The organism is Paracoccus marinus (assembly GCF_007018965.1).
GTDB lineage: Bacteria > Pseudomonadota > Alphaproteobacteria > Rhodobacterales > Rhodobacteraceae > Paracoccus > Paracoccus marinus.
Map to the genome: position 1 here is coordinate 514,018 of NZ_VJYZ01000033.1, position 24,047 is coordinate 538,064.

General features: G+C 69.2%; 25 protein-coding genes. 14 read left to right on the forward strand and 11 right to left on the reverse strand.

What is annotated here, in order from left to right:
* Positions 1-3 precede the first annotated feature (3 nt).
* From FNF32_RS14670 to FNF32_RS14695, 6 genes are all read left to right on the forward strand, one after another.
* Positions 4-210 carry a DUF4169 family protein gene (locus FNF32_RS14670; RefSeq protein WP_131675088.1) on the forward strand — a complete coding sequence of 69 codons (207 nt, stop codon included), beginning with the start codon at positions 4-6 and terminating at the stop codon, positions 208-210.
* Positions 207-545 (forward strand): ribbon-helix-helix domain-containing protein, encoded by a 339-nt coding sequence (locus tag FNF32_RS14675; protein ID WP_131675075.1) that lies wholly within the window; start codon positions 207-209, stop codon positions 543-545. The genes FNF32_RS14670 and FNF32_RS14675 overlap by 4 nt, the downstream gene beginning before the upstream one ends.
* A complete protein-coding gene (locus FNF32_RS14680) occupies positions 542-907 on the forward strand; it encodes a VOC family protein (RefSeq protein WP_246087860.1) in 366 nt (121 codons plus the stop codon). Before FNF32_RS14675 ends, FNF32_RS14680 begins: the two co-directional genes overlap by 4 nt.
* An 89-nt stretch (positions 908-996) precedes the next feature.
* Positions 997-1,740 carry a YebC/PmpR family DNA-binding transcriptional regulator gene (locus tag FNF32_RS14685; protein ID WP_131675076.1) on the forward strand — a complete coding sequence of 248 codons (744 nt, stop codon included), beginning with the start codon at positions 997-999 and terminating at the stop codon, positions 1,738-1,740.
* 12 nt (positions 1,741-1,752) lie between these two features.
* Positions 1,753-2,361, forward strand: coding sequence for a LysE/ArgO family amino acid transporter (locus FNF32_RS14690; RefSeq protein ID WP_131675077.1), 609 nt, complete (start codon positions 1,753-1,755; stop codon positions 2,359-2,361).
* 64 nt (positions 2,362-2,425) lie between these two features.
* The gene (locus FNF32_RS14695; protein WP_246087861.1) at positions 2,426-3,358 is read left to right on the forward strand and encodes a DMT family transporter; all 933 of its coding nucleotides are present in this window, start codon (positions 2,426-2,428) and stop codon (positions 3,356-3,358) included.
* Here the strand turns inward: FNF32_RS14695 and choV are convergent.
* From choV to choX, 3 genes are read right to left on the reverse strand one after another with little or no spacing between them, the layout of a single operon-like run.
* Positions 3,320-4,348, reverse strand: coding sequence for a choline ABC transporter ATP-binding protein (gene choV, locus FNF32_RS14700; RefSeq protein ID WP_131675078.1), 1,029 nt, complete (start codon positions 4,346-4,348; stop codon positions 3,320-3,322). The genes FNF32_RS14695 and choV overlap by 39 nt on opposite strands.
* Positions 4,345-5,199 (reverse strand): choline ABC transporter permease subunit, encoded by an 855-nt coding sequence (gene choW, locus FNF32_RS14705; protein ID WP_131675079.1) that lies wholly within the window; start codon positions 5,197-5,199, stop codon positions 4,345-4,347. The genes choV and choW overlap by 4 nt, the downstream gene beginning before the upstream one ends.
* 4 nt (positions 5,200-5,203) lie before the next feature.
* Complete coding sequence (choX, locus tag FNF32_RS14710) at positions 5,204-6,148, reverse strand: choline ABC transporter substrate-binding protein (protein ID WP_143796706.1); 945 nt, start codon at positions 6,146-6,148, stop codon at positions 5,204-5,206.
* 79 nt (positions 6,149-6,227) lie between these two features.
* On the opposite strand from choX, the gene betI reads away from it, so the two are divergent.
* Complete coding sequence (gene betI / locus FNF32_RS14715; RefSeq protein ID WP_131675081.1) at positions 6,228-6,794, forward strand: transcriptional regulator BetI; 567 nt, start codon at positions 6,228-6,230, stop codon at positions 6,792-6,794.
* A gap of 408 nt (positions 6,795-7,202) precedes the next feature.
* Here the strand turns inward: betI and FNF32_RS14720 are convergent, their stop codons facing one another.
* Positions 7,203-8,021: a sulfotransferase family protein gene (locus tag FNF32_RS14720; RefSeq protein ID WP_131675091.1), complete on the reverse strand. Its 819-nt coding sequence runs from the start codon at positions 8,019-8,021 to the stop codon at positions 7,203-7,205.
* Between the two features lie 137 nt (positions 8,022-8,158).
* On the opposite strand from FNF32_RS14720, the gene FNF32_RS14725 reads away from it, so the two are divergent.
* Positions 8,159-9,736: a DUF5928 domain-containing protein gene (locus FNF32_RS14725; protein WP_131675082.1), complete on the forward strand. Its 1,578-nt coding sequence runs from the start codon at positions 8,159-8,161 to the stop codon at positions 9,734-9,736.
* A gap of 23 nt (positions 9,737-9,759) precedes the next feature.
* Positions 9,760-10,137 carry an HIT domain-containing protein gene (locus FNF32_RS14730; RefSeq protein ID WP_131675083.1) on the forward strand — a complete coding sequence of 126 codons (378 nt, stop codon included), beginning with the start codon at positions 9,760-9,762 and terminating at the stop codon, positions 10,135-10,137.
* Positions 10,138-10,169: 32 nt separating this feature from the next.
* On the opposite strand, the gene FNF32_RS14735 is transcribed toward FNF32_RS14730, so the two are convergent.
* Positions 10,170-11,096, reverse strand: coding sequence for an ABC transporter ATP-binding protein (locus FNF32_RS14735; RefSeq protein ID WP_131675092.1), 927 nt, complete (start codon positions 11,094-11,096; stop codon positions 10,170-10,172).
* Positions 11,097-11,263: 167 nt separating this feature from the next.
* On the opposite strand from FNF32_RS14735, the gene FNF32_RS14740 reads away from it, so the two are divergent.
* Positions 11,264-11,509 carry a zinc-finger domain-containing protein gene (locus tag FNF32_RS14740; RefSeq protein WP_131675084.1) on the forward strand — a complete coding sequence of 82 codons (246 nt, stop codon included), beginning with the start codon at positions 11,264-11,266 and terminating at the stop codon, positions 11,507-11,509.
* A gap of 24 nt (positions 11,510-11,533) precedes the next feature.
* Here FNF32_RS14740 and FNF32_RS14745 read toward each other — a convergent pair whose 3' ends face one another.
* The 3 genes from FNF32_RS14745 to FNF32_RS14755 all read right to left on the reverse strand — a co-directional run bounded on the left by FNF32_RS14745 (position 11,534) and on the right by FNF32_RS14755 (position 17,592).
* Positions 11,534-12,610 (reverse strand): cation diffusion facilitator family transporter, encoded by a 1,077-nt coding sequence (locus tag FNF32_RS14745; protein WP_131675085.1) that lies wholly within the window; start codon positions 12,608-12,610, stop codon positions 11,534-11,536.
* The gene (polA, locus tag FNF32_RS14750) at positions 12,610-15,417 is read right to left on the reverse strand and encodes a DNA polymerase I (RefSeq protein WP_143796707.1); all 2,808 of its coding nucleotides are present in this window, start codon (positions 15,415-15,417) and stop codon (positions 12,610-12,612) included. Before polA ends, FNF32_RS14745 begins: the two co-directional genes overlap by 1 nt.
* A 387-nt stretch (positions 15,418-15,804) precedes the next feature.
* The gene (locus FNF32_RS14755) at positions 15,805-17,592 is read right to left on the reverse strand and encodes a D-alanyl-D-alanine carboxypeptidase family protein (RefSeq protein WP_281285695.1); all 1,788 of its coding nucleotides are present in this window, start codon (positions 17,590-17,592) and stop codon (positions 15,805-15,807) included.
* 252 nt (positions 17,593-17,844) lie between these two features.
* Here FNF32_RS14755 and clpS point away from each other — a divergent pair, with 252 nt between their 5' ends.
* The gene (gene clpS, locus FNF32_RS14760; protein ID WP_131675309.1) at positions 17,845-18,189 is read left to right on the forward strand and encodes an ATP-dependent Clp protease adapter ClpS; all 345 of its coding nucleotides are present in this window, start codon (positions 17,845-17,847) and stop codon (positions 18,187-18,189) included.
* Positions 18,190-19,215 carry a class I SAM-dependent methyltransferase gene (locus FNF32_RS14765; RefSeq protein ID WP_131675310.1) on the forward strand — a complete coding sequence of 342 codons (1,026 nt, stop codon included), beginning with the start codon at positions 18,190-18,192 and terminating at the stop codon, positions 19,213-19,215. It begins immediately after the preceding gene.
* A 23-nt stretch (positions 19,216-19,238) separates the two neighbouring features.
* Here the strand turns inward: FNF32_RS14765 and FNF32_RS14770 are convergent, their stop codons facing one another.
* Positions 19,239-19,652, reverse strand: a complete 414-nt coding sequence (locus tag FNF32_RS14770; protein ID WP_131675311.1) for a hypothetical protein — start codon at positions 19,650-19,652, stop codon at positions 19,239-19,241.
* A 77-nt stretch (positions 19,653-19,729) separates the two neighbouring features.
* Here FNF32_RS14770 and hemF point away from each other — a divergent pair, with 77 nt between their 5' ends.
* On the forward strand, positions 19,730-20,605 hold the full coding sequence (hemF, locus tag FNF32_RS14775) for an oxygen-dependent coproporphyrinogen oxidase (RefSeq protein WP_131675312.1): 876 nt from the start codon (positions 19,730-19,732) through the stop codon (positions 20,603-20,605).
* A 7-nt stretch (positions 20,606-20,612) separates the two neighbouring features.
* On the opposite strand, the gene FNF32_RS14780 is transcribed toward hemF, so the two are convergent.
* Positions 20,613-21,482 carry a DMT family transporter gene (locus tag FNF32_RS14780; protein ID WP_131675313.1) on the reverse strand — a complete coding sequence of 290 codons (870 nt, stop codon included), beginning with the start codon at positions 21,480-21,482 and terminating at the stop codon, positions 20,613-20,615.
* A gap of 4 nt (positions 21,483-21,486) precedes the next feature.
* Positions 21,487-22,554, reverse strand: a complete 1,068-nt coding sequence (gene hemE, locus FNF32_RS14785) for a uroporphyrinogen decarboxylase (RefSeq protein WP_131675314.1) — start codon at positions 22,552-22,554, stop codon at positions 21,487-21,489.
* A gap of 61 nt (positions 22,555-22,615) precedes the next feature.
* On the opposite strand from hemE, the gene hemC reads away from it, so the two are divergent.
* Positions 22,616-23,596 (forward strand): hydroxymethylbilane synthase, encoded by a 981-nt coding sequence (hemC, locus tag FNF32_RS14790; RefSeq protein ID WP_131675315.1) that lies wholly within the window; start codon positions 22,616-22,618, stop codon positions 23,594-23,596.
* Positions 23,597-24,047: the final 451 nt, after the last annotated feature.

Consider the following 24,047-nt stretch of genomic DNA (forward strand, 5'->3'; position numbering starts at 1 on the left):
GACATGGCCGAGATCACGAACCTCAAGCAGTTCCGAAAGCAAAAGGCCCGGGCCGATAAGCGCCGGCAGGGCGACGCCAACGCCGCGCGCTTCGGGGTGTCGCGGGCCGACAAGGCGGCCGCCTGCACCGCCGCGGAACGTGAGGCGCGGCTGCTCGACGGCCACCGGATCGAGCCTGCGGCCCCGCGCGGCACAGACCACCCCGAATGATAAGGCAGCAGCCCATCAACCTGCCGCCCCTGACCGCGCCGGTGAAGCGCTCGGTGCTTCTTGACGGACATGCCACCTCCGTCAGCCTTGAGGACGCGTTCTGGCGCGCGCTTCAAACCGAGGCGCGGGCCCTGCACATGACGCCCGCGCAACTGATCTCGCGGATCGACCACGAGCGCCCGGCCGAGGTCGGGCTTGCGACCGCGCTGCGGCTGTTCGTGCTGGCGCAGGCGCAGATCGCGGCGACGCGCGCAGGCGACGAGCCGCGCCACGCGGACCACGACGCGCCGGTCCGCCACGACCTGCCGCACGAACGCAGGCCGCGCCTCGAATGATGACGAGCGCCCCGAAACTCACGCCCCAACTCATGTTCCACGGCGGCTTCGACCACGCCGTCGCGCTGTGGCGCGAGGCGTTCCCCGACCTGCGCGTGACACCGCTGGGGCCGGGCCGCGTCCGCATGACCATCGCCGGACAGGACCTGTTCCTGTTCGACAGCCTCGTGAAGCATGCGTTCGACTTCACCCCGGCCGTGTCGCTGGTGGTCGAGACGACGCCCGCCGAGGTCGACCGGATCGCCGGGGTCCTCGGCCGGGACGGCGAGGTGCTGATGCCGCTCGATGCCTACGACTTTTCGCCGCGCTTCACCTGGGTAAACGACCGCTTCGGGGTCAGCTGGCAGATCATGGCGGCCTGAGCGCAACTTGCGCACGCCCGGCCCGCCGACTAGAACGCGGACCACACGCGGCATCCGCCACCAGATACGCCCCACGAAGGACCAGGTTCATGGCAGGCCATTCAAAATGGGCCAACATCCAGCATCGCAAGGGTCGCCAGGACGCGATCCGGTCGAAGCTGTTTTCCAAGCTCGCCAAGGAAATCACCGTCGCCGCCAAGATGGGCGACCCCGATCCCGAAAAGAACGCGCGCCTGCGCCTTGCGGTGAAGGAAGCCAAGTCGAACTCGGTCCCCAAGGACGTGATCGACCGCGCGATCAAGAAATCGCAAGGCGGCGACGCCGAGAACTACGACGAGATCCGTTACGAAGGCTACGGCCCCGACGGGATCGCGATCATCGTCGAGGCGATGACCGACAACCGCAACCGCACCGCATCGAACGTGCGGTCTTATTTTACCAAGCACGGCGGTGACATGGGCCAGACCGGCAGCGTGGCGTTCATGTTCGACCGGGTGGGGGAGATCATGTACCCCGCCTCGGCCGGCGACGCCGACACGGTGATGATGGCGGCGCTGGAGGCGGGCGCGGACGACGTGGAATCCGACGACGAGGGCCACTGGATCTATTGCGCCGACACCGACCTGAACGAGGTGTCGATCGCGCTGGAAGGCGCGCTTGGCGAATCCGAGACCGCGAAGCTCGTCTGGAAGCCGCAGGCGGCGACCGAGGTGACGGACCTCGACACCGCCACCAGGCTGATGAAGCTGATCGAGACGCTGGAAGATGACGACGACGTCCAGAACGTCACGGGCAACTTCGACATCTCCGAGTCCGTCGCGGCGCAGCTGTGAGCTGACCCGAGGATGCCCGGCGGCGGCGCGTTCCTGTCCGGCCTGGGGACCGGGCTTTCCCTGATCCTCGCGATCGGCGCGCAGAACGCGTTCGTGCTGAAGCAGGGGCTGCTGCGGCACCACGTTTTCGCCGTCTGCGCGTTCTGCGCGCTGTCGGACGCCATCCTGATCGCGGCGGGCGTGGCGGGGGCGGGGGCCATCGCCGAGCGCGCGCCGTGGTTCCTGTCGACGATGCGCTGGGGCGGGGCCGCGTTCCTGATCTGGTACGGGATGAAGTCGTTCCGCGCCGCCCTGCGCGGCGGCGAGGGGCTGCGCCCGGAAGGGGTTGCGCCGCCGTCGCTTGCCGCGACCATCGGCACCATCGCCGCGCTGACCTGGCTGAACCCGCATGTGTATCTGGATACGGTGGTGCTGCTGGGGTCGGTGTCGTCCGCGTCGGATGACCGGCTGGCCTTTGCCGTCGGCGCGATGACGGGATCGTTCCTGTTCTTCTTTTCGCTGGGCTACGGCGCGCGGCTGCTCGCGCCGCTGTTCGCACGGCCGGTGGCGTGGCGCATCCTCGACGCGGGTGTGGGCGTCGTCATGTGGACAATCGCCGCGACGCTGGTGCTGGCGGGCTGACCGGCGGGGGGCTGGCTGGCGCGGGTGCCCTTGCAACCCGCACCGGCAACGGCCAACAGGGGCCATGGACGCAACCGCCGCTTACCCGCCGCAGCAGACCCGGTCGAACCTCGCAGGCATCGGCTGGATGCTGGTCACCGGGCTGTTCTTCGTCGCGGTGAATGGCACCGTCCGGTGGATCGGCGACGACCTGCCGGCGGCGCAGTCGGCGTTCCTGCGCTTCGTCCTCGGGCTTCTGCTCCTTGCGCTGCCGCTGGCGCGGGCGCTGCGGACCGGCTTTCCGGCGCCGGTCTGGCGCCGGTTCGTACTGCGGGGCGCGATCCATGTCTGCGCGGTGGTGCTGTGGTTCTATGCCATGGCGCGGATCCCCGTGGCCGAGGTCACCGCCATCGGCTTCATCAACCCGATCGTCGTGACCGCAGGCGCCGCGCTGTTTCTGGGCGAGCGGTTGGGGTGGCGGCGCGTCCTTGCAATCGGCGTGGCGCTGATGGGCGCGCTGATCGTGCTGCGGCCGGGCGTGCGCGATCTCGAGCCCGGGCATCTCGCGCAGCTATGCGCGGCGGTGTGCTTTGGCTCGTCCTACCTGATCGCCAAGCAGCTGACGCGCGTCGCGCCGGCCACGACCGTCGTGGCGATGATGTCGCTGACGGTGACGGTGGGGCTGGCCCCGCTGGCGGCGCTGTCCTGGGTGCAGCCGACCTTGCCGCAGCTTGTGGCGCTGGCGCTGGCGGCGCTGTTCGGGACGGCCGCGCATTACTGCATGAGCCGCGCGTTCCAAGCGGCGCCGATGACCGTGACCCAGCCGGTGGTTTTCCTGCAGCTGATCTGGGCCAACCTGCTTGGCGTCCTCGCCTTCGGGGAAGCCGTCGATGTCTGGGTGATCGTGGGCGGCGCGGTGATGATCGGCGCGATCAGCTGGATCACCTGGCGCGAGGCGCAGCTGGCCCGGCGTCGCGCGTCAGCCCTGCGGATCGACGAGCCTGGCCAGCACGCTTGACCGGGTGACCCGGCCGCCGCCCTCGACCGGCAGCATCTCGGCGGTCGAAAGCGCCTGCATCACCGCGCGCGCGGGAAGTTCGCGGGGCAGGGGCCGGCCCTCGGCCGTGCCCGGCTCGGCGATGTCGGCGGCCGTCAGTACCTCGATCGGATTCATGTGCTGGACGAAGTCCTGCACGTAGTCGCTGGCAGGGTTCTGGATGATCTCGCGCGCGGTGCCGACCTGGACGATGCGCCCCCCCTCCATCAGCGCGATCCGGTTGCCGAGCTTGAACGCCTCGTCCAGATCGTGGCTGACGAAGATGATCGTGCGCCGCTGGGTGCGCTGCATCGCCAGCAGGTCGTCCTGCAACCGCGTGCGGATCAGGGGATCGAGGGCCGAGAACGGCTCGTCCATCAGCAGGATCGGCGCGTGGGTCGCGAAGGCGCGGGCAAGGCCCACGCGCTGCTGCATTCCGCCCGACAGGTCGCCCACCTTGCGGTCGGCCCAGTCCGACAGGCCCACGAGCGCGAGTTGTTCGTCCACCCGCGCGCGCCGCTCGGGCCGCGTCATGCCCGCAAGCTCAAGCCCCAAGCCCACATTCTCGCGCACGCTGCGCCACGGCAGCAGGCCGAACTGCTGAAACACCATCGCCACGTCATTCAGGCGGAGGTCGCGCAGCGCGTCCCGACCGGCGGCGCTCACGCTCTCCATCCCCCGCGCCGTCCGCAGCCGCACGTCGCCGCGCACTGTGGGGGCGAGCGCGTTCACGGTGCGAAGCAGCGTGGACTTGCCCGACCCGGACAGGCCCATGAGGACGAGTATCTCGCCCTCGGCCACGTTCAGCGAACAGTCGTGGACGCCCAGCACCTGTCCGGTCGCCTGGCGGATCGCGGCGCGGTCCAGCCCCTGATCCATCAGCGGCAGCGCCGTCCCGGGCTTCTCGCCGAACACGACCGAGACCCGGTCGAACACAACCGCGTCCCGCGCGTCGTCGGCCGCGCCGGTCATTCGGCCCGCCTTACGCTGAGGATGCGGTCGAGGATCACCGCCACCACCACGATGACGATGCCGGATTCGAACCCGAGCGCCGTGTTCACGCTGTTCAGGGCACGCACCACCGGCACGCCCAGGCCCGACGCGCCGACCAGCGCCGCCACGACCACCATCGACAGGGACAACATGATCGTCTGGTTCAGGCCGGCCATGATCTGCGACCACGCGCTTGGAAGCTCGACCTTCCACAAGAGCTGGCGGCGGGTCGCCCCGAAGGCGCGCCCCGCCTCGATCAGCGCCTCGGGCGTGGACGAGATGCCGAGGTGGGTGAGCCGGATCGGCGCGGGCAGGACGAAGATCACCGTCGCGATCAGCCCCGGCACCATGCCGATGCCGAAGAACACGATCGCGGGGATCAGATAGACAAAGCTCGGCAGCGTCTGCATCAGGTCGAGGACCGGCTTCATCCAGCGGTAAAGCCGTGGCCGGTGCGCGGCGGCGATGCCGATCGGCACGCCCGCGGCCATGCAGACGAACGCCGCCGACAGGACGAGCGTAAGCGACTGCATCGTCTCGTCCCAGTAGCCCTGGTTCAAAATAAACAGGAATCCCAGACCCACGCCGACGCAGACCCCGACGCTGCGGCGGGTGAACCAGGCCAGCAGCATGGCCAGCGCGGTAAAGACCAGCGGGTGCGGAAACTCCAGCACCGTCTGGAAGCCGGCGATCAGGCTGTCCAGCACCACCGCCACGGCGTCGAACACGGGTGCGGCGTTGGCCCGCAGCCAGTCGAAGCCCAGCCGCGCGGTCTGGCCGACCGGGATCTTGTGTTCGGTCAGCGCCGTGGTCAGCCAGTCCGGGATCATCCGTTCACTCCGCCAGCGCCTCGGTCACGGCCGCGGCCGCGTCGCCGCCATCGGCGGTCGTCACCCCGTCGAGCCAGCCGGTCACGGCCTGCGGGTTCTCACGCAGCCAATCGCCGGCGGCGCGCCCGGGTTCCTGCCCGTCGTTGAGGATCCGGCCCATCACCTCGTTCTCCATCGGCAAGGTGAACGTCAGGTTGGCAAGGAACCGGCCAAGGTTCGGGCAGTCCTTGGCGAGCCCGGCGCGGGTCGCGGTCAGCACCTCGGCCCCGCCAAGATTGGGGCCGAACACCTCGTCGCCGCCGGTCAGGTAGGTCAGCTGGAACTGGCTGTTCATCGGATGCGGCTCCCACCCCAGGAACACGACCGGCTCACCGGCGCCGTCCGCGCGCGCCACCTGCGCCAGCATCCCCTGTTCCGAGGATTCCACCACCTCGAAGGTGCCCATCCCGAACTTGTCGGTCGCCACCATGTCCAGCAGCAGGCGGTTTCCGTCGTTCCCCGGCTCGATCCCGTAGATCTTGCCGTCGAGGTCATCCGCGTGCGCGGCGATGGCGTCGAACGACGTGATGCCAAGGTCCGCGCCTGCCTTGTTGGTGGCAAGGGTGTATTTCGCGCCGGTGAGGTTTGTCCCCAGCAGCTCGACGGTGCCCGCATCGCGATAGGGGGCCACGTCCGCCTCCATCGTCGGCAGCCAGAGGCCCAGGAACACGTCGAGATCGTCGGTCGACAGGCCGCTGAACGTGACCGGCACGGACAGGACCTGCGTCGTGGTCTCATACCCCAGCGCCTCAAGCACCGTGGTCGTCAACGCGGTGGTGGCGGTGATGTCGGTCCAGCCCACGTCCGAGAAGCTGACCTTGTGGCAGGCGGCGGGGTCCGGCGCCGCCTGCGCAAGGGCGGGGGACGCCAGCGCGGCGGTTGCGATCAGGGCGATAGAGGTGCGGATCATGCGATGGTTCTTTTCTTGATTGACGCGTCAATGAACTTGGGGCTAGATGAACCTGCGCGATTCTGGCGAGGGTTCAGTCATGCCCAAGGTTGGGGCCGAACCTATCCGAAAGGCCGCGCTTATCAATGCCACAATCGAAACCGTGGGGCGAACCGGCTCGCTCGACGTGACCGTCGCGCAGATCGCGCGCGAGGCGGGAATGTCGCCTGCGCTGGCGCATCACTACTTCGGCTCCAAGGGCGACATCTTCCTGGCGGCGATGCGCCACATCCTGTCACGTTACGGTGACGGCGTGCGCGCGGCGCTGGTGGCGGCGGACGGGTCTGGCGGGCGGCTGCGCGGGATCGTGGACGAAAGCCTTGCGGGCGGGAACTTCGACCTTGCGGCGATGTCGGCGTGGCTGAACTTCTATGCCCTGGCGCCGACCGACCCGCAGGCGGCGCGGCTGCTGCGGGTCTATCACAGGCGCCTGCGGTCGAACCTGATCCACGCGCTGCGGCCGCTGGTGGCGGACGCGGCGGCCGAGGCCGACCGGCTGGCCGCGCTGATCGACGGCGCCTATCTGCGGGCGGTGCTGGACCCCGACATGCCGCCGGATCGGGCGCGGGCCCTGGTGATGGACGAGGTTCGGCGGATTACCGGGTAAATCTTCGGGTTGCTTCAGCCGCGGTCACCGCCGGTCCTTCGATGCACCCGCCGGTCCGCCCAATGCGGACCGGGACGCGCCCGCCCGCCCCTTGGCGGGCGCGTTCGCGCCCACCCGGGCGGACGCGTCCCTCCGGTGTGCTGACGTCACCGAACCGCCGGGAACGAGCTTGTGGCCCGTTCCCTTCAGGAGAACCGCCCCTTCAGATCACTCGCAAGTCGCTGGGCTTGCCTCGGGCTCCGGTCCTTCAATGCTCCCGCCGGTCCGCTCAAAGCGGACCGGGACGCGCCCGCCCGCCCTCAGGCGGGTGCGTTCGCACCCACGCGGGCGGACGCGTCCCTCCGAGGTGCCGGTGTCAACGGACTGCCCGGAAACGGGCTGGTGGCCCGTTTCCTTCAGCAGGACCGCTTACCGACCCAGTTTCCGGTGAACCTCGTCCAGGTCCACCTCGCCCTTCGGCATCTTGTTGTCCGGGTTGTCGAAATCGTACCGGAACAGCTGGAAATCCTTCTTGTAGATTTCCCACATCAGGTGCCGCGACAGGTCGTCGAAATACTCGCTGACCTTGTGCGCCCGCTTGGGCCCGTGCCCCTCGCTCTCGTTGAAGCGGGGCACCGTTTCCAGGTCGAGATCGTGGCGGACATGGGCGCGGTCCAGCACCTTGCGCATGCCCGGGTTGAAATCCTCGGTCGGGAAGATGCTGTCGTAGCGGCCGCCGTTCACGATGAAGGTCGCGATGTGGCCCGACATGGCGGACCAGTGGATGTCCGGCTCCATCGGGCGGCGCCAGCGGATGGTGTCGCGCGCGAACAGAAGGAAGCGGCGGAACGACTTGACCTGGTCGAAATCGAAGTCGTCCTCGGGGCTGCCGACCTCGATCCCGTAGCGCTGGATCAACTGCGGAACGAGGTTTCCGCGATAGCGCTTGCCGTTGCGCTGGATGCCGCAGATCTTGTCGAAGAACGACGACAGGATGCGCGCATACGGGTTGCGGACGACGGTGAAGTTCAGCGCCGTGTGGCCGGCGGCGGCGGCGCGGATCGGGTCCTGACTTTCGGGCTGGTTCCACTTGTGCATCCCGGCGGTGGAATCGTGGATGTCGCCGTCGAAGTAGCGCCCGTTGTCGGAATGGAACATGACCTGGCCGATCGTCGAACACGCGCATTTCGGCACGACCCGGTAAAGCATGCTGCCGCTTTCGGTCATCCACGTGCCGGGAAAGTTCATCGCGTTGTCCTCTGGCCTGAAACCCGGTTGCTCCCGCCCGGGAAATCGCTATGCACACAAAACAGATTGCCGCAGGTTCAGCAATGTCTTGACGGCTTTTTTCGACCGCTGGCTGCGCTCGCAAGAGGCTTTCGTCAATGGCCAAGATCGCCTTCATCCTGCTGACGCACAAGGATCCCAAGGGGCTGATCGCGCAGGCGCGGCGGCTGACCGATACCGGCGATTACGTCTCGATCCACTTCGACGCGCGTGCGAGCGACGAGGATTTCGCGCTGATCTACGCGGCGCTGCGCGACAACCCCGGCGTCACATTCGCTGCCCGGCGGCTGAAATGCGGCTGGGGGGAGTGGTCGCTGGTCGCGGCCAGCCTTCTGGCCGTGCGCGCCGCGGTCAAGGCGTTCCCGCGCGCGACCCATTTCTACATGTTGTCGGGCGACTGCATGCCGGTCAAGACGGCCGTCTACGCCCACACCTTCCTCGACGACGAGGACGTGGACTACATCGAGAACTTCGACTTCTTCGACAGCGACTGGATCAAGACCGGCTTCAAGGAAGAGCGCCTGTTCTACCGCTTCTGGTTCAACGAGCGCACGCAGTCCAAGCTGTTTTACGCCAGCTACGAAATCCAGAAACGGCTGGGCCTGACCCGCGAGGTGCCGCGCGACATCCAGGTCATGATCGGGTCGCAATGGTGGTGCCTGCGCCGCCAGACGATCGAGAAGGTGCTGGATTTCTGCGACAGCCGCCCGGACGTGATGCGGTTCTTCGCCACCACCTGGATCCCGGACGAGACGTTCTTCCAGACCATCGTCCCGCACGTCGTGCCCAAGAACGAGATCAGGTCGCGCACGCTCACCTTCCTGATGTTCACCGACTACGGGATGCCGGTCACGTTCTACAACGATCACTACGACCTGCTGCTGGGACAGGACTTCCTGTTCGCGCGCAAGATCAGCACCGACGCGATCGAGTTGCGCCAGCGGCTCGGCGCGCTGTGGCAGGCCGACCAGCAGGCGTTCTCGATCTCGAACGAGGCGGTGGGGCTGCACCGCTTCCTGACCCAGCGCGGCCGGATCGGCCGCCGCTTCGGCGAACGCTTCTGGGAGGTCGAGGGCAACCTGGGCCGCGGCCGCACGCTGCTGATGATCGTGTGCAAGAAATGGCACGTCGCCAAGCGCCTGACCGAGGCGGTGCGCCGGGAAACGCCCATCCCGGCCGTCGATTACCTGTTCAACGAACAGGACGCGGCGCTGCCCGACATGGGCGGGGTGGAAAAGACCATCGAAAAGCGCGAACGCCACCGCAAGGCACTGGTGCGGATCCTGTTCGACCAGTTCGGCAGCCGGCAGCTCGCAATCTGCCTTGACCCGGCCGCGCTGGGGCTGGTGCAGGACTTTGCCGACGACAAGGCCGAGGTGCGGGCGCTGCTGATCGAATCCGACTTCGACGACGATTACGTCCGCGGGCATATCGGCCGCACCGGGCTGGCCCGCGCGGACGCGGCGGAAAGCACGATCAACCGGCTCGTCCCATCGGTCCGCAGCGCGCTGGAACACGAGGCCGACCGCATCTGCGATCTCGAGCTCGGCTCGTTCCACACGATTTCCAGCGACCGGCCCGACGCCGAGAACGCGGCGGCGCTGGCGCAGTTCATGGGGATCGACATGGATACCGCGTGGCGGCTGGCCCAGACCGACCACCTGTTCGCCGACTGACCGCAACCGCAAGAGGCCCCGCGATGACCGCCTATGACGACCAGAACATCTTCGCCCGCATCCTGCGCGGCGAGATCCCCGCCGACAAGGTCGCGGAAAACGACCATGCGCTTGCGTTCCGCGACATCCGACCGCAGGCGCAGGTCCACCTGCTGGTGATCCCCAAGGGGGCTTACGTCAGCTACGACGATTTCGCGGCCAACGCCTCGGACGCCGAGATCGTGGGCTTCAACCGGCTGGTGGGTCAGGTGGCGAAAGACCAGGGGCTTTCGCTGGCCGAGGGCGGCAAGGGCTTTCGCGCGATCACCAACGCGGGCGAGCACGGGGTGCAGGAAGTGCCCCATTTTCACGTGCATATCATGGGCGGCCACAACATGGGCCGGATGGTGTCGCTGCTGTAAGGCGCGCGCCTGCGGGCGCGTCCCGGGCTGCGTCAGCCGGTCAACTGGCGGAACACGTCCTCGAGGTCCGGCTGTTCGGTCTGCAGGTCCAGCATCGGCACGCCCGCCGCGCGCAGGCGGTCCACGATCTGGTCGGCCTGCATCCGGCCGGGGGCATAGCTCAGCGCCAGCGTGCCGTCGGGCCGCCGTTCGCCCTTGGCCCCCTCGGGCAGCGGCGGCAGTTCGCCCGCCCAGTCGCCGGGGTCGATCACCAGCGTCTTGCTTTCCGTCCGCCCCAGCAGCCGCGTGGTGCTGTCATGCGCCACGACCTGCCCGTAGTTGATGATCGCGATCTCGTCGCACATGTCCTGCGCTTCTTCCAGGTAATGCGTCGTCAGGATCACGGTCATCCCGCGTTCGTTCAGGCGGCGCACGTTGGTCCACAGCATCTCGCGCAGCGCGATGTCCACGCCCGCCGTGGGCTCGTCCAGGACGAGGATGCGAGGCTTGTGGACCAGCGCCTTGGCGAGCAGCAGCCGCCGCTTCATCCCGCCCGACAGCTGCCGGGTGTAGCTTTCGGCCTGCGCGGTTAACCCCACGAGTTCCAGCACCTCGTCGGTCCAGCGGTCGGCCCTTGGCACGCCGTACAGACCCGCCTGCACCTCGAGGCTGGCGCGCGGGGTGAAGAACGGGTCGATGTTGAGTTCCTGCGGCATCACCCCGATGGCGGCGCGCGACTGGCGCGGGTTCACGTCCTGATCGAAGCCCCAGATCTCGACCTTTCCGGCCGTCTTGTTCACCAGCCCCGCCAGGATGTTGATCAGGGTGGACTTGCCCGCGCCGTTCGGTCCCAACAGGCCGAAGATCGACCCGGCCGGGATCGTCAGGTCGATGCCTTTCAGCGCGTGTTTCTCCGGTGCCCGGCCGGACGCGGCATAGGTCTTGCGAAGCGCGGTCAGCCGGATGGCGTCGCGGGGCATCGGGGTGCCGCGCCGCGCGGATGCTGCGGCGGGTGCCGCCTTGGCGGGGGCTTGATCCATCGGCGTTGCGTCTTTCCGTTCTGGCGCGGCCTTGTCGGGGCGGGCGCGTTGGCTAGAATGGCACGAACCTTAAACCGGGCCGAGCCCGCCTGCACAAGAGAGCCGCGATGCCGCACGCCACCCCGACCGACGAGTCGCTGTCCACCAACCAGGACCCGGCCGCCGAGCCGCTGCCGGCGCCCGCGACGCAGGTGGTGACATCGTGGCGCGTCAGCTGTGCGGGCGACGAGGCGATGGGCCTTGGCCACCCGCTGGTCTGGATGGCGATTTCGCCCGCCAGCGGCTTTGTGGAATGCGGCTATTGCGACAAGCGTTTCGTGATCGACCGCACCCACGTCCAGGACGGTCACTGACCATCTGACGCCCTTCGCGGCGGCCTAGTGCCGCATCCCGGTCAGGCGGTGGTGATCGTGGGTGGCGTCGTCGTGGTCGTGATCCGCATGATCGTGGTGGTCGTGGTCGTGGTGATGCGCCTCGGACGGGTTGTCGGCTGATCCCGCGCACACGGGGTCCGCGCAGCCGGTGGTCGGGGTCTCGATCTCGACCGTCGAATGGGCGATGTCGAACCGATCGGCCAGGCGCGCCTTGACGCGGTGGCGGATCGGGTGCGGGTCGTCGCCGTCCGCGACCACAAGGTGCAGTTCCGCCGACATCCGCTTTTCGTCGATCTGCCAGACATGCAGGTGGTGGACCCCGATCACGCCCGGCTGCGCCGACAGATCGTCGCGGATCGCGCCCGTGTCCACACTTGCGGGCGTCCCCAGCATCAGCATCCGCAGGATCGGCCCCATGTCGCCCCGGATGTGCCACAGGATCACGACCGAAATGAGCAGCGTCAGCACCGGGTCGGCGATGCGCCAGCCGAAGGCCCAGATCAGCGCCCCGCCCAGCAGCACCGCGACCGACACGGCCGCATCGGCGAGGTTGTGCAGGAAGGCCGCCCGGATGTTCACGCTTTCCTTGGCCAGCCGCATCGTCAGCCACGCGGTCCCAAGGTCGATCACCAGCGCGAAGGCGGCCAGAGCCATGACCAGCCCGCCCTGCACCTCGGGCGGGTCCGCCAGGCGGCCGAACGCCTCGACCATGAGCCACAGCGACACCGCGATCAGCGCGATGTAGTTGACGAAGGCCGCGAGGATCTCCGACCGGCTCCACCCGAAGCTCCATTCCGGCGTGGCGGGCCGCTGCGCGAGCTTGCGGGCGCCGAACGCCAGCACCAGCGCCATCGCGTCGCTGAGGTTGTGGATCCCGTCCGCCACCAGCGCGACCGATCCCGCGACCGAGCCGCCGATGATCTGCGCGGCCGTCAGCGCAAGGTTGATCGCCACCGCCCACAGCAGCGCCCGGTCGCCAAGGCCCGCGCCATGCGCGTGCCCGTGGCCGTGCCCGTGTCCGTGGCCGTGACTATGGCCGTGATCGGGCCCTTCACCGCCGTGCGGATGCGCGTGTCCCATCAATGCGCCTCGGCCCAGTTGCGGCCCGTCCCGGCATCGACCACCAGCGGCACCGACAGGTGGACGGCCGGATCGGCGGCGCCTTCCATGACCTCGCGCGCGCGGGCGATCAGGTCGTCCACGGCGGCCTCGTCAGCCTCGAACACCAGTTCGTCGTGGACCTGCAGCAGCATCTTCGCGTCGAGCCCCCCGATCGCGGCGTCCATGCGGATCATTGCGCGGCGGATGATGTCGGCGGCGGTCCCCTGGATCGGCGCGTTGATCGCCGCGCGCTTGGCCCCGCCGGCCGCCGGGCCGGTCTGGTTGATGCCAGGCGTGTTGATGCGGCGGCCGAACAGCGTGCGGACGAACCCGTCGCGCTTGGCGTTCCGAACCGTGTCGTCCATGTAGGCGCGGATTTCGGGGAAGCGCTTGAAATAGGTGTCGATGAATTCCTGCGCGTCGGCGCGCGGGATGCGCAGGTTGCGGGCCAGGCCGAAGCCCGAGATGCCGTAGATCACGCCGAAGTTGATGGCCTTGGCCTGCCGGCGGATCATCGGGTCCATGCCTTCAACGGGCACGCCGAACATCTGGCTCGCGGTCATGGCGTGGATGTCGATGTTGTCGCGGAAGGCCTGCTTCAGCGCCGGGATGTCGGCGGTGTGGGCGAGGATGCGCAGTTCGATCTGCGAATAATCCAGCGACACGATCTTCCGTCCCGGCGCGGCGATGAACGCCTCGCGGATGCGGCGGCCTTCCTCGGTCCGCACCGGAATGTTCTGCAGGTTCGGATCGGTCGAGGCGAGGCGGCCCGTGCTGGCCCCCGCGATCGAATAGCTGGTGTGGACGCGGCCGGTCTCACTGTTCACATAGGTCGGCAGCGCATCGGTGTAGGTCGATTTCAGCTTCGACATCGCCCGCCAGTCGAGGATCTTCGCGGGCAGTTCGTGCCCTTCGGCGGCCAGGTCCTCCAGCACGTCCACGGCGGTGGACAGCGCGCCCGACTTGCCCGACCGCCCGGCGGTCATGCCCATCTGCCGGAACAGGATCTCGCCCAGCTGCTTGGGCGAGCCGAGGTTGAACTTGCCGCCCGCAAGCCCGTAGGCCTCGTCCTCGATCTGCGCCATCTTCTGCGCAAAGGCGCCGGACATGGCGCGCAGATGCGCGGGGTCGATCAGGACGCCCGCCATCTCCATCCCCGCCAAGACCGGGATCATTGGCCGTTCCAGCGTCTCGTAAACCGTCGTCACCGCCGCCGCGGGCAGCTGCGGGCGGAAGATGCGCCACAGCCGCAGCGTGATCTCGGCGTCCTCGCCGGCATAAGCGGTCGCCTTGTCGATCGGCACCTGCGCGAAGGTCTTCTGGTTCTTGCCGGTGCCGATCAGGTCCTTGATCGGCTGGCAGCGGTGGCCGACATAGCGGTCCGCCAGTTCGTCCATGCCGTGGTTGTGCAGCGCCGCGTTCAGCGCGTAGCTCATCAGCATGGTGTCCTCGACCGGCGCGACCTCGATCCCGTGGCGGGCGAGCAGCTTCCAGTCGTACTTGGCGTTGTGCAGGATCTTCAGGATCGCCGGATCTTCCAGCACCGGCTTCAGGATCGCCAGCGCCTCGTCCCTATCCATTTGCCCTTCGGCGCGCGCGCCGCCGCCGAACAGGTCCGCCTCGCCCGCGACGTGGCCCAGCGGGATATACGCCGCCATGCCGACGTCGGGGCAGATCGAGATACCGACCAGCTCGGCCTGCATCTCGTCAAGGCTGGTCGTCTCGGTATCCAGCGCGACCGACCCCTGCTGGCGGATCGCGTCGAGCCAGGTCCGCAGCGTCGCCGCGTCGCGGATGGTGACATAGGCCGTGCAGTCCACCGGCGGAAACTCGGGAGCGGCGGGGGCGTCGGCGACCGGGGCAGGGGGGACGACCTCGGGCAGCGGGGCCTTGAAGCGTTCGGCCACGCGGGTGGTGAGCGTGCGAAACTCCATCAGGTTCAGGAAGTCGATCAGGACCGGCGCGTCGGGGCTGCGGACCTCGAGGCTGCCGAGCGTGAAATCCAGCGCCATGTCGCAGTCGAGCTTGACGAGGCGTTTCGAGATGCGGATCTGGTCGGCATGGTCGATCAGCGTCTGGCGGCGCTTGGGCTGCTTGATCTCGTCCGCGCGGGCGAGCAGCGTTTCCAGGTCGCCGTATTCCTGGATCAGCTGGGCGGCGGTCTTGATCCCGATACCGGGCGCGCCGGGCACGTTGTCGATCGGGTCGCCCGCAAGCGCCTGCACGTCCACCACGCGTTCGGGGTAGACACCGAACTTCTCGAACACCTCGTCGCGGCCGATCGCCTTGTTCTTGATCGGGTCCAGCATCTCGACGCCGTCGCCCACCAGCTGCATCAGGTCCTTGTCCGAGCTGATGATCGTCACCCGCCCGCCCGCGTCGCGCGCCTGGCAGGACAGGGCGGCGATGATGTCGTCGGCCTCGAACCCCTCGATCTCGATGCAGGGCAGGTTGAAGGCGCGGGTGGCGTCGCGGGTCAGCGGGAACTGGGGCTTCAGCTCCTCGGGCAGGTCGGGGCGATTCCCCTTGTAGTCGCCGTAGATGTCGTTGCGGAACGTGCGGGCGGAGTGGTCGAAGATCACCGCGGCATGGGTCGGGGCATCGGCGCCGCGCGCTTCCTCGATGTATTTCCACAGCATGTTGCAGAACCCGGCGACGGCGCCGATCGGCAGCCCGTCGGACTTGCGGGTCAGCGGCGGCAGCGCGTGATAGGCGCGGAAGATGAAGGCCGAGCCGTCGATCAGGTGAAGGTGGCTGCCCTTGCCGAAGGTCGTATCGCTGGTCATAGCCGCTGGTCCCCGCATCGTCCCGCCCGTTCCGGTCCCGTTCTGACACGGGACGGGTGGGGGCGCAAACGGGGCGGATGGGGGTGTTCGCGGGCGCGGGTCGGGGCGCGGGTGGCGATTGCGACGGTTGTGCGGATCGGCGGACGGAGGTTCTGGGCGAGGTTGCGGGGCGGGTGGGTGTATCAGGTCAGCGATCCGCCCGACGGCGGAGTTTTCCTGGAAACGAGCCCTACCGAAGGGGCAAGCCGGGCTCGATCCGACTCCCGAATAGCCCACCGCGCAGCCCCCTGTTCGTCCGGTGTCAGACGCCCAGTCGACCCGCAGAACGGAAACGGGCGCGGCCATGCCGCGCCCGACCCTCATCTCGTGCTTTCCGCGCAAACCGCCTTACGGCTGGACGGAACATTCCTGCCGGCGTGCGTTCAGCTTGCCGCAGACCAGTTCGGCGGCGGTCTTGCTCAGGCCCACGAAGTTCGCCTGAAACCCCTTGTTGGTGTCCGCGATGTTGCGGGTGGCGTTGTCGAGCGTCGCGCTTTCCTGCAGCGCGGTTTTCAGCAGCCGCTGCTCCGCCTCGGAGCGCGACTTGTAGTGGCCGAGCGACACGCCGTAGCCGCCCTTGCCCGACCCCGGCCGCGACACGACCTCCAGATCGGCGTCGGTTTCGGTGGGGTCGGGCGCTTCCATCGCCGCAAGGATGATGGTGTCGGACCGGGGCGCGGGCTTGGCGGACCGGCTCAGCGCGATGCTGTCGTCGCTGCGGTCGCCTTCTTCCAGCAGCTCCTCGGCCTCGGCACCCGCATCAGTCCCTCGCACGGCCGGCGCCGCGCTTGCCACGACCACGGTTGCTGCCGACGCGGCGGCATCGGCCGCGGCGCGCTTGCGGGCGCGTGGCGGACGGGCGCTTTCGGCGAGGCCCGAGGTCGACGCGGCCGCAGCCGGCTGCGCGGGGGCCGCGGCCTGCGCGTCGGATGCGGCATCGTCCGGCCGTGCGGTGGGGGCAAGCGCCATCGCCACGGCGTCGTCGGTCGTGGCGGCGGTGTCGGCGGCCCGGGCGGTCGCGGCTTCGCGGTCGCCGCGCGGTTTCGGCCGGTTGCCCGACGACACGCGATAGGCGCTGGCGTCGGGCGATTTCGCCTGCGCCGCCGCGCCGTCCGCGGCCTTGCCCACCGCGATCACGCGCGGCGTTGGGGCGGGGGACGCCGCAGCGGCGGTCGCCTGCGGCACCGTGCTCGCCCGCGCGGCGGGGCGACCGCCCGCGGGCACCGCCACCGGCGCCACCGGCTTGATCTCGGCCCTAGCGATCTGGACCGCGCGTTTCTTTTCGACCGCTACGACCGGGGCCTCGGGTCGTATCTCCCGCACCTGTGAGGGGACGCTGCCAAACCCGGTATCCAGCAGCTGCGCCATCGTCGCGTTGCGCATCGCGGTGGACGTGCCGCCAAGGACGGTCGCGATGATCCGCTTGTTGCCGCGCTGCGCCGAGGCGGTCAGGTTGAACCCCGCCGCCCGGGTGTAGCCCGTCTTGATCCCGTCCGCGCCCTGATAGCTGTCGAGGAAGCGACGGTTGGTGCTGGACACGGTGGCGATCCCCGCATCCGCCGTGCGGCGCGAGAAGATGTTGTAATATTGCGGGAAATCGTAAAACAGCCGCCGCCCCAGCGTGGTCAGGTCGCGGGCCGAGCTGTAATGGCCTTCCATCGTCAGGCCGTTGGCGTTGCGGAAGTTCGTGTTCCGCATCCCCAGCGCCCGCGCCGTCGCGGTCATCTGCGCGGCGAACTTCGATTCGGACCCCGCCAGCCCTTCGCCGATCGCGGTCGCCGCGTCGTTCGCGGATTTCACCGCAGCGGCGCGGATCAGGTAGCGCAGCTCGATCTGCTGGCCCGCGCGCAGGCCCACCCGCGAGGGCGCCTGCCCGGCCGCGTGGGACGACACCGTCACCTTGCTGTCCAGGCGGATCTTGCCCTGCTCGATCGCGGCAAAGGTCATGTACAGCGTCATCATCTTGGTCAGCGACGCGGGATGCAGCCGCGCATCGGCGTTCTTGCTGTAGATTTCCTTGCCGGTCCGCGCGTCCATCACATAGGCCGCGAAAGGCGCCGCGCTGGCGGAATGAGGCGCCAGCGCGCCAAACAGCGCGATGCACCCCAACAGAAGGGTCTGGAGAAACTGCTTCACTGTCCCGGTCTTTCTGCCTGTGGGCGCGTTCTTTGTTGCACGCCATTCTTTAATGAACCGACAATAGCACCGAAAATCGCTTCCGAAAACCCGCCACATGCGTGGAAGGACAACCTGAGCGCGATCGGTGCGATGCCGCCCGCGCTGCCGGATCGCGGATTGCACGCGCCGTGCCTGCGCGGTGGCCGCCCGGTGCCCTTTCATTGCCGGGTCCGTGCGCTATATTCAGGCCAAGCCCCCGACAGCCGCAGGATGCCCTTCGCAGTGACCGATGAACGCTTGAACGACACGCCCGGCGGCCGGGACGACGCCGATCTGGCGATCAGGACCAAACCCAAGACGCAGCGCCCGCCGCTCTACAAGGTCTTGCTTCTCAACGACGATTTCACGCCGATGGAGTTCGTGGTCCACGTTCTCGAACGGCTTTTCACCATGACCCACGCGCAGGCGATCGAGATCATGCTGACGGTGCACCGCAAGGGGATCGCCGTCGTCGGCGTCTTCAGCCACGAGGTGGCCGAGACGAAGGTCGCGCAGGTCATGGAACTTGCGCGCCGCCAGCAGCACCCGCTGCAATGCACGATGGAAAAAGAATAGGTGGCGGGCTCAAGGCTTGACCTGATCGCGCCGGTCGCGCCCGCGCTTCTGATCGGCGCGCGGGGCTTCGACGACCTGTCGGGGTTCGATCCCGCCAGCTCGACGGTGGTGCAGGGGCTCCGGCCCGACCACGACGCGCTTGCGGGGCGGGGCTTTACGCTGCTGCCGACGCTGGGCGACCTGCCGCCCGGTGACGGCACGTTCCAGTCCGCGGTCGTGTTCCTGCCGCGCGCCCGCGCGCTGGCCCGCGCGCGGATCGCCGCCGCGGCCGCCGCGCTGCCGACCGGCGCGGCCCTGTGGATCGACGGCCAGAAAACCGACGGGATTGATGCGGTCGTGAAAGAAATGCGCGGCCTCGCGCCGGTGGACGACGTGCAGGCGCGGGGTCACGGCAAGATCTTCCGCGTGACCGTTCCCGCGCCGGGGTGGCTGCCCGCCGACTGGGCGGCGGCCGACACCCGCCTGCCCGACGGCTTCGTCACCCGTCCGGGGTTGTTCTCGGCCGACGGGGTCGATCCGGCGTCCGCGCTGCTTGCCGCGCACCTGCCGGCCAAGATGCCGACCCGGGTCGTGGATTTGGGGGCGGGCTGGGGCTGGCTTTCGGCGCAGGTGCTGGCGCGGCCCGGCATCGAGACGCTGCACATGGTCGAAGCCGACGCAGACGCGCTGGCCTGCGCCCGTCTGAACGTCACCGATCCCCGCGCGCGGTTCCACTGGGCCGACGCCACGACCTTTGCCCTGCCCGAGCCGGTGAACGGCGTCGTCATGAACCCGCCCTTTCACGACGGGCGCGCGGCCGACCCCAAGCTTGGCGCGCGCTTCATCCGGGCGGCGGCGAGCCTGCTGACCGGGGCGGGGCGGCTGTGGATGGTCGCGAACCGGCACCTGCCCTACGAGGCGGCGCTGGCCGAGCATTTCGGCGACGTGGCCGAGATCGGCGGCGACAACCGCTTCAAGATCATCTCGGCGACCGGCGCGCGCCGGGCCGCTGCCCCGAAGGGGGCATCGCGCCTGCGACGCCGCTGAAGCCGCGGCTTCGGCGTCCGGCCTCAGCCCTGCTGTTCGGGATAGGCCGCGCGGCAGGCGCCCACGGCCCGCTCTGCCCCGCGCGCAAGGACCGCCTTGCGGGCCAGCAGGTTGTCGCGCTTGCGCCCCTCGGCCGCCGGGTCGATCGGCACCCGGTAGCGTTCGATGTCGGTCACGTCGCGAAAGCAGGTGCGGTAGCTAGGCGCGATCGTGCCGTCCTTGCGGCGCACGAAGTCGCGGCAGGTGCCGATCGCCGTGCGCGTGACCGGCCGCTCTTCCCAGGCGTAGCCACGCGCGATGTTGCCCTGCACCTCGGCCAGAAGCCGGCTGACGGTGCGGTATTCGCGCGTGTTGCGGTCGATGCACTGTTCCTGCGGCGTGCCGCAGGCGGACAACGTGACGCAGACGAGTGCTGCGATGGTGATGTTGCGGGTCATCCCGGGTGCCTTTACCAAGTGCCAGCCCCAGCCTAGCGCCGCGACCGGCCGCCGTGCAATTCACGAAAGGATGGCTCATGGAAATGGGTTCCGAACGAGCCGAAGCCGCCCTGTGGTTCCGCGAACTGCGCGACCGGATCGTGGCCGCGTTCGAGGGGTTGGAGGACTGCGCCGCAGGCTTGGTCCCCGCCGGCCGGTTCCAGGTTTCGCAGACGCGCCGCGACGGCGGCACTGCGGGTGGCGAAGGCGGCGGCGGGATCATGTCGGTCCTGCGCGGCGGCCGCGTGTTCGAGAAGGTCGGCGTGAACTGGTCCGAGGTGCATGGCACGCTGGGGTCGCGCGCGCAGTCCGCCATGGCCGCGCGCGGCGTGCCCGGGATGGCGGACGACCCGCGTTTCTGGGCGTCGGGCATCAGCCTTGTCGCCCACATGCAGAACCCGCACGCGCCAGCGGTCCACATGAACACGCGGATGTTCTGGACACCCGGCGCCTGGTGGTTCGGCGGCGGGTCGGACCTGAATCCCTGCATCGAATACGAAGGGGACACCGCGCATTTCCACGACACGCTGCGGGCCGCCTGCGCGCCCCACGGCGTCGATTACTACGACCGCTTCAAGGCGTGGGCGGACGAGTATTTCTTCATCCCCCATCGCGGCCGCGCGCGGGGCGTGGGTGGCATCTTCTACGATGACCTGAACACGGGCGACTGGGCGGCGGACTTCGCCTTTACCCGCGCCGTGGGCGAGGCGTTCCTGCCCGCGTTCCTGCCGCTCGCCGAACAGCGCGCAAGCCAGCCGTGGACGGACGGCGACCGCGACGCGCAGTTGGTCCACCGGGGCCTTTATGCCGAATACAACCTGGTCTACGACCGGGGCACGAAGTTCGGGCTGGAAACCGGCCACAACGCCGACGCGGTGCTGATGAGCCTGCCGCCGCTTGCGAAGTGGGTCTGACCGGGACCTAGCGCGCGGTCCACAAGAGCCAGCCCACACCCGCGACGATCAGCGCCATGCCGGCGAACTGGCGTGGGCCCAACGCCTCGGCCCGCCTGCGCGACACGGCGGCGGCGAAGGCGACCTCGACCAGCGCCAGCGTGCGGACGTTGGCCGCGGGCGCGAGGGCGAAGGCCATGAACCAGAACTGCGACGCCAGCGCGCCCAGGAACCCCGCGCCCAGCGACTGCCGCCACGCCCCGGCCATGCCCCGCAGCGCCGCGCGGTCGCGAAGGCCGAGCCATGCCCCCACCATCGCCGTCTGCATCGCCAGCGACAGGACCAGGATGGTGGTCGCCCGCACGACCGGACTGCCATGCCCCAGCGCAAGGACGGCGCCGCGAAACCCGATCGCCGACACTCCGAACAAGGCGCCCGCCAGAACGGCGATCAGGATGGGAGCCGCGCCCGCGCGCCGCCATGCGACCCCCGACATGACGAGAACGCCGATGGTCGCCACGACAATCGCGGCCAGCCGCGCGGGCGTCAGCGCCTCGCCCAGCAGCACGGCGGCCATGATCGCCAGCGTCACCGGCTCGGTCTTGATGAGCGCGGTCGCGACCGCGAAGCCGCGCCGGCGCATGGCCGCAAGCATCAGCGCGGTCGCGGCGATCTGCGCCACCGCGCCCACGGCCGCGTAGCCCACGGCGGTTCCGCCGGGGCGCGGCACGGGACCCGTCATCGCCAGCACGCCCAGGAACAGCAGCGCGAACGGCAGGCCGAACAGGAACCGCACGCCGGTCGCGCCCATGGTTCCGATCCGGCTCGTCAGGTCGGCCTGCGCCGCGTTGCGCATCGTCTGCGCCATCGCGGCGATCAGCGTGGCCGCGATCCACATGCGTTCAGCGCCGCTCGCGCACCGTGCGGACCATCAGCGCGACGTTTTCGGGGTCGGCGTCCGGGGTGATCCCATGGCCCAGGTTGAAGATGTGCGGCCCGCTTGAGAACGCCGCGACGATCCGCCGCGTCTCGTCCACCAGCGCCTGCCCGCCCGTCACCATGTGGTGCGGCGCGAGGTTCCCCTGCACGCAACCGTAACGCTGCACGTTCCGCGCGGCCCAGGTCGCGTCGACCGAGTTGTCCAGCGCCACGCAGTCGGCCCCCGTCGCGCGGGCAAAGCCGCTGTAGCGCGGCCCCGCCTCGCGCGGGAACGCGATGACGGGGATGCCGGGATGGCGGGCTTTCAGCGCCGCGATGATCCGGGTCGCGGGGGCGACGGCGAAGGCGTCGAAGTCCGGCCCGCGCAGGCTGCCGGCCCAGCTGTCGAACAGCTTCACGACCTCGGCCCCGGCCTCGATCTGGGCCGAGAGGTATTCGATGGTGGCGTCGGTGATCCGGTCGATCAGTGCCGCGAAGGTCGGGCGGTCGGCCTCCATCAACGCGTGCGCGGGTGCCTGGTCCTTGGTGCCGCGCCCCGCGATCATGTAGGTGGCGACGGTCCAGGGCGCGCCGGCAAAGCCGATCAGCGTGGTCTCGTCGGGAAGTTCGCGGCGCAGGATGCGGACGGTTTCGTAGATCGGTCCGAGGGTGTCGTGGACGGCGTCCGCGGGCTTCAGTGCGGCGATCTCGGCCGGGGTGGTCGCGGTCGACAGGCGCGGCCCCTCGCCGGTGACGAACCACAGGTCGAGCCCCAGCGCCTGCGGCACCAGCAGGATGTCGGCGAACAGGATCGCCGCGTCGAAGCCGTAGCGGCGGATCGGCTGCAGCGTGACCTCGGCCGCGAGGTCGGGGTTGTAGCACAGCGACAGGAAGTCGCCCGCCTGCGCCCGAGTCGCGCGGTATTCGGGCAGGTAGCGGCCCGCTTGCCGCATCATCCAGACCGGCGGCACGGGCAGCGTCTCGCCGGCGAGCGCGCGCAGGATCGTCTTGGTCGGGCGGGATGGCGCCCCGGCGTCGTTCGTGATGTCCATGGCCCTTCATCGCGACGCCCGCCCGGTTGTCAAGCCGCGCCCGCGGGCGTAACCGGGGCCGATGACCGCCTCTTTCCCCGACCTTTCCCGCCCGCTCCGCATCGGCACGCGCGGCTCGGCCCTTGCGCTCGCGCAGGCGCACGAGACGCGCGACCGGCTTATGGCCGCCCACGGGCTGGCCGAGAATGCGTTCCGCATCGTCGTCATCAAGACGACCGGCGACCGCATCACCGACCGCCCGCTGAAGGACATCGGCGGCAAGGGCCTGTTCACGCGCGAGATCGAGGACGCGCTGCTCGACGGCGAGATCGATCTGGCGGTGCATTCGATGAAGGACATGCCGGTCCTGCAGCCGGACGGGCTGGTGATCGACTGCTACCTGCCGCGAGAGGACCCGCGCGACGCCTTTGTCAGCCGCCGCTACGGATCGATCGCCGAGATGCCGGCGGGTTCCCGGGTCGGATCGTCGAGCCTGCGCCGCCGCGCGCAGCTGATCCATGCCCGCCCGGATCTCGAGGTGGTCGAGTTCCGGGGGAACGTGCAGACGCGGCTGCGCAAGCTGGACGACGGGGTGGCGGACGCCACGTTCCTTGCGATGGCGGGGCTGTCGCGGCTGGGGATGACCGGGATTGCGCGCCCGATCGAGGTGAGCGAGATGCTGCCCGCCATCGCCCAGGGCGCGATCGGGATCGAGCGTCGGGCCGACGACGCGATCGCCGCGGCGCTGGTCGCGGCGGTGGCCGACCTTCCGACCGCCCTGCGGGTCGGGGCCGAGCGCGCCTTTCTGGCCCGCCTGGACGGGTCGTGCGACACGCCCATCGCGGGCCTGGCCGAATTGGAAGGCAACGGGACCCTGCGGCTGCGCGGGCAGATCCTGCTGCCGGACGGGTCGCTGTGCCTGTCGGGGGAACGCGAGGGTCGCGCGGGCGACGGACCCGCCATGGGGATCGACCTGGCCGACGACCTGCTGCACCGGGCGCCGCCCGCGTTCTTCGAGCTGACGGGGATCAGTGCGGACCGGGGCTCGCCGCCGACGGTGTGAGGGGGTGCGATGCCGGGCGGGCGGCCTGAATGCGGGCAGGTTCGGGAGGTTTGCGCGATTTTGGTAACCGGAACCGGCGGCTGGGTTGGTGACCGAAGGATCCGGGGACTGAGCTGGTAGGCAGACCAACGCGAACGACCGAAGTGCGTGGGGCCGTCACCTTCACCCGTCGGACTGGCGGTCACATCGGAACGCGACGCGTAAGCCGACTGATGAGCGGATCGCCCTAGCGGCCAGATCGCCGCTTCGGCTGACGAGCATACCGCCGCTTCGGCTGACGAGGATATTGCCGACTACCTCGGACGTTGAGGTTGCAATAACAACGGAACGTTTCGTTTGTTCGGCGAGCGAACGCACCGGGCAGTCTTAGGCAAGAACGCAACGCCTGACTTCCCGGTCGCGTCGAGGAAAACCTTGCGAGCCACGCCATCAAGCACAGACGAGTGACGGA

Excerpts from the sequence above, each read along its gene's own strand:
- FNF32_RS14770 (WP_131675311.1), bottom strand. The coding sequence starts at position 19,652 with ATGACCCGCAACATCACCATCGCAGCACTCGTCTGCGTCACGTTGTCC.
- clpS (WP_131675309.1), top strand. The coding sequence starts at position 17,845 with ATGCCCTTCGCAGTGACCGATGAACGCTTGAACGACACGCCCGGCGGC.
- FNF32_RS14740 (WP_131675084.1), top strand. The coding sequence starts at position 11,264 with ATGCCGCACGCCACCCCGACCGACGAGTCGCTGTCCACCAACCAGGAC.
- choW (WP_131675079.1), bottom strand. The coding sequence starts at position 5,199 with ATGATCCCGGACTGGCTGACCACGGCGCTGACCGAACACAAGATCCCG.
- hemE (WP_131675314.1), bottom strand. The coding sequence starts at position 22,554 with ATGGACATCACGAACGACGCCGGGGCGCCATCCCGCCCGACCAAGACG.
- FNF32_RS14735 (WP_131675092.1), bottom strand. The coding sequence starts at position 11,096 with ATGCCCCGCGACGCCATCCGGCTGACCGCGCTTCGCAAGACCTATGCC.
- choX (WP_143796706.1), bottom strand. The coding sequence starts at position 6,148 with ATGATCCGCACCTCTATCGCCCTGATCGCAACCGCCGCGCTGGCGTCC.
- FNF32_RS14685 (WP_131675076.1), top strand. The coding sequence starts at position 997 with ATGGCAGGCCATTCAAAATGGGCCAACATCCAGCATCGCAAGGGTCGC.
- choV (WP_131675078.1), bottom strand. The coding sequence starts at position 4,348 with ATGACCGGCGCGGCCGACGACGCGCGGGACGCGGTTGTGTTCGACCGG.
- FNF32_RS14675 (WP_131675075.1), top strand. The coding sequence starts at position 207 with ATGATAAGGCAGCAGCCCATCAACCTGCCGCCCCTGACCGCGCCGGTG.
- FNF32_RS14745 (WP_131675085.1), bottom strand. The coding sequence starts at position 12,610 with ATGGGACACGCGCATCCGCACGGCGGTGAAGGGCCCGATCACGGCCAT.
- FNF32_RS14780 (WP_131675313.1), bottom strand. The coding sequence starts at position 21,482 with ATGTGGATCGCGGCCACGCTGATCGCCGCGATGGCGCAGACGATGCGC.
- hemF (WP_131675312.1), top strand. The coding sequence starts at position 19,730 with ATGGAAATGGGTTCCGAACGAGCCGAAGCCGCCCTGTGGTTCCGCGAA.
- FNF32_RS14720 (WP_131675091.1), bottom strand. The coding sequence starts at position 8,021 with ATGAACTTTCCCGGCACGTGGATGACCGAAAGCGGCAGCATGCTTTAC.
- FNF32_RS14670 (WP_131675088.1), top strand. The coding sequence starts at position 4 with ATGGCCGAGATCACGAACCTCAAGCAGTTCCGAAAGCAAAAGGCCCGG.
- FNF32_RS14725 (WP_131675082.1), top strand. The coding sequence starts at position 8,159 with ATGGCCAAGATCGCCTTCATCCTGCTGACGCACAAGGATCCCAAGGGG.
- hemC (WP_131675315.1), top strand. The coding sequence starts at position 22,616 with ATGACCGCCTCTTTCCCCGACCTTTCCCGCCCGCTCCGCATCGGCACG.
- polA (WP_143796707.1), bottom strand. The coding sequence starts at position 15,417 with ATGACCAGCGATACGACCTTCGGCAAGGGCAGCCACCTTCACCTGATC.
- FNF32_RS14730 (WP_131675083.1), top strand. The coding sequence starts at position 9,760 with ATGACCGCCTATGACGACCAGAACATCTTCGCCCGCATCCTGCGCGGC.
- FNF32_RS14690 (WP_131675077.1), top strand. The coding sequence starts at position 1,753 with ATGCCCGGCGGCGGCGCGTTCCTGTCCGGCCTGGGGACCGGGCTTTCC.
- FNF32_RS14695 (WP_246087861.1), top strand. The coding sequence starts at position 2,426 with ATGGACGCAACCGCCGCTTACCCGCCGCAGCAGACCCGGTCGAACCTC.
- FNF32_RS14680 (WP_246087860.1), top strand. The coding sequence starts at position 542 with ATGATGACGAGCGCCCCGAAACTCACGCCCCAACTCATGTTCCACGGC.
- betI (WP_131675081.1), top strand. The coding sequence starts at position 6,228 with ATGCCCAAGGTTGGGGCCGAACCTATCCGAAAGGCCGCGCTTATCAAT.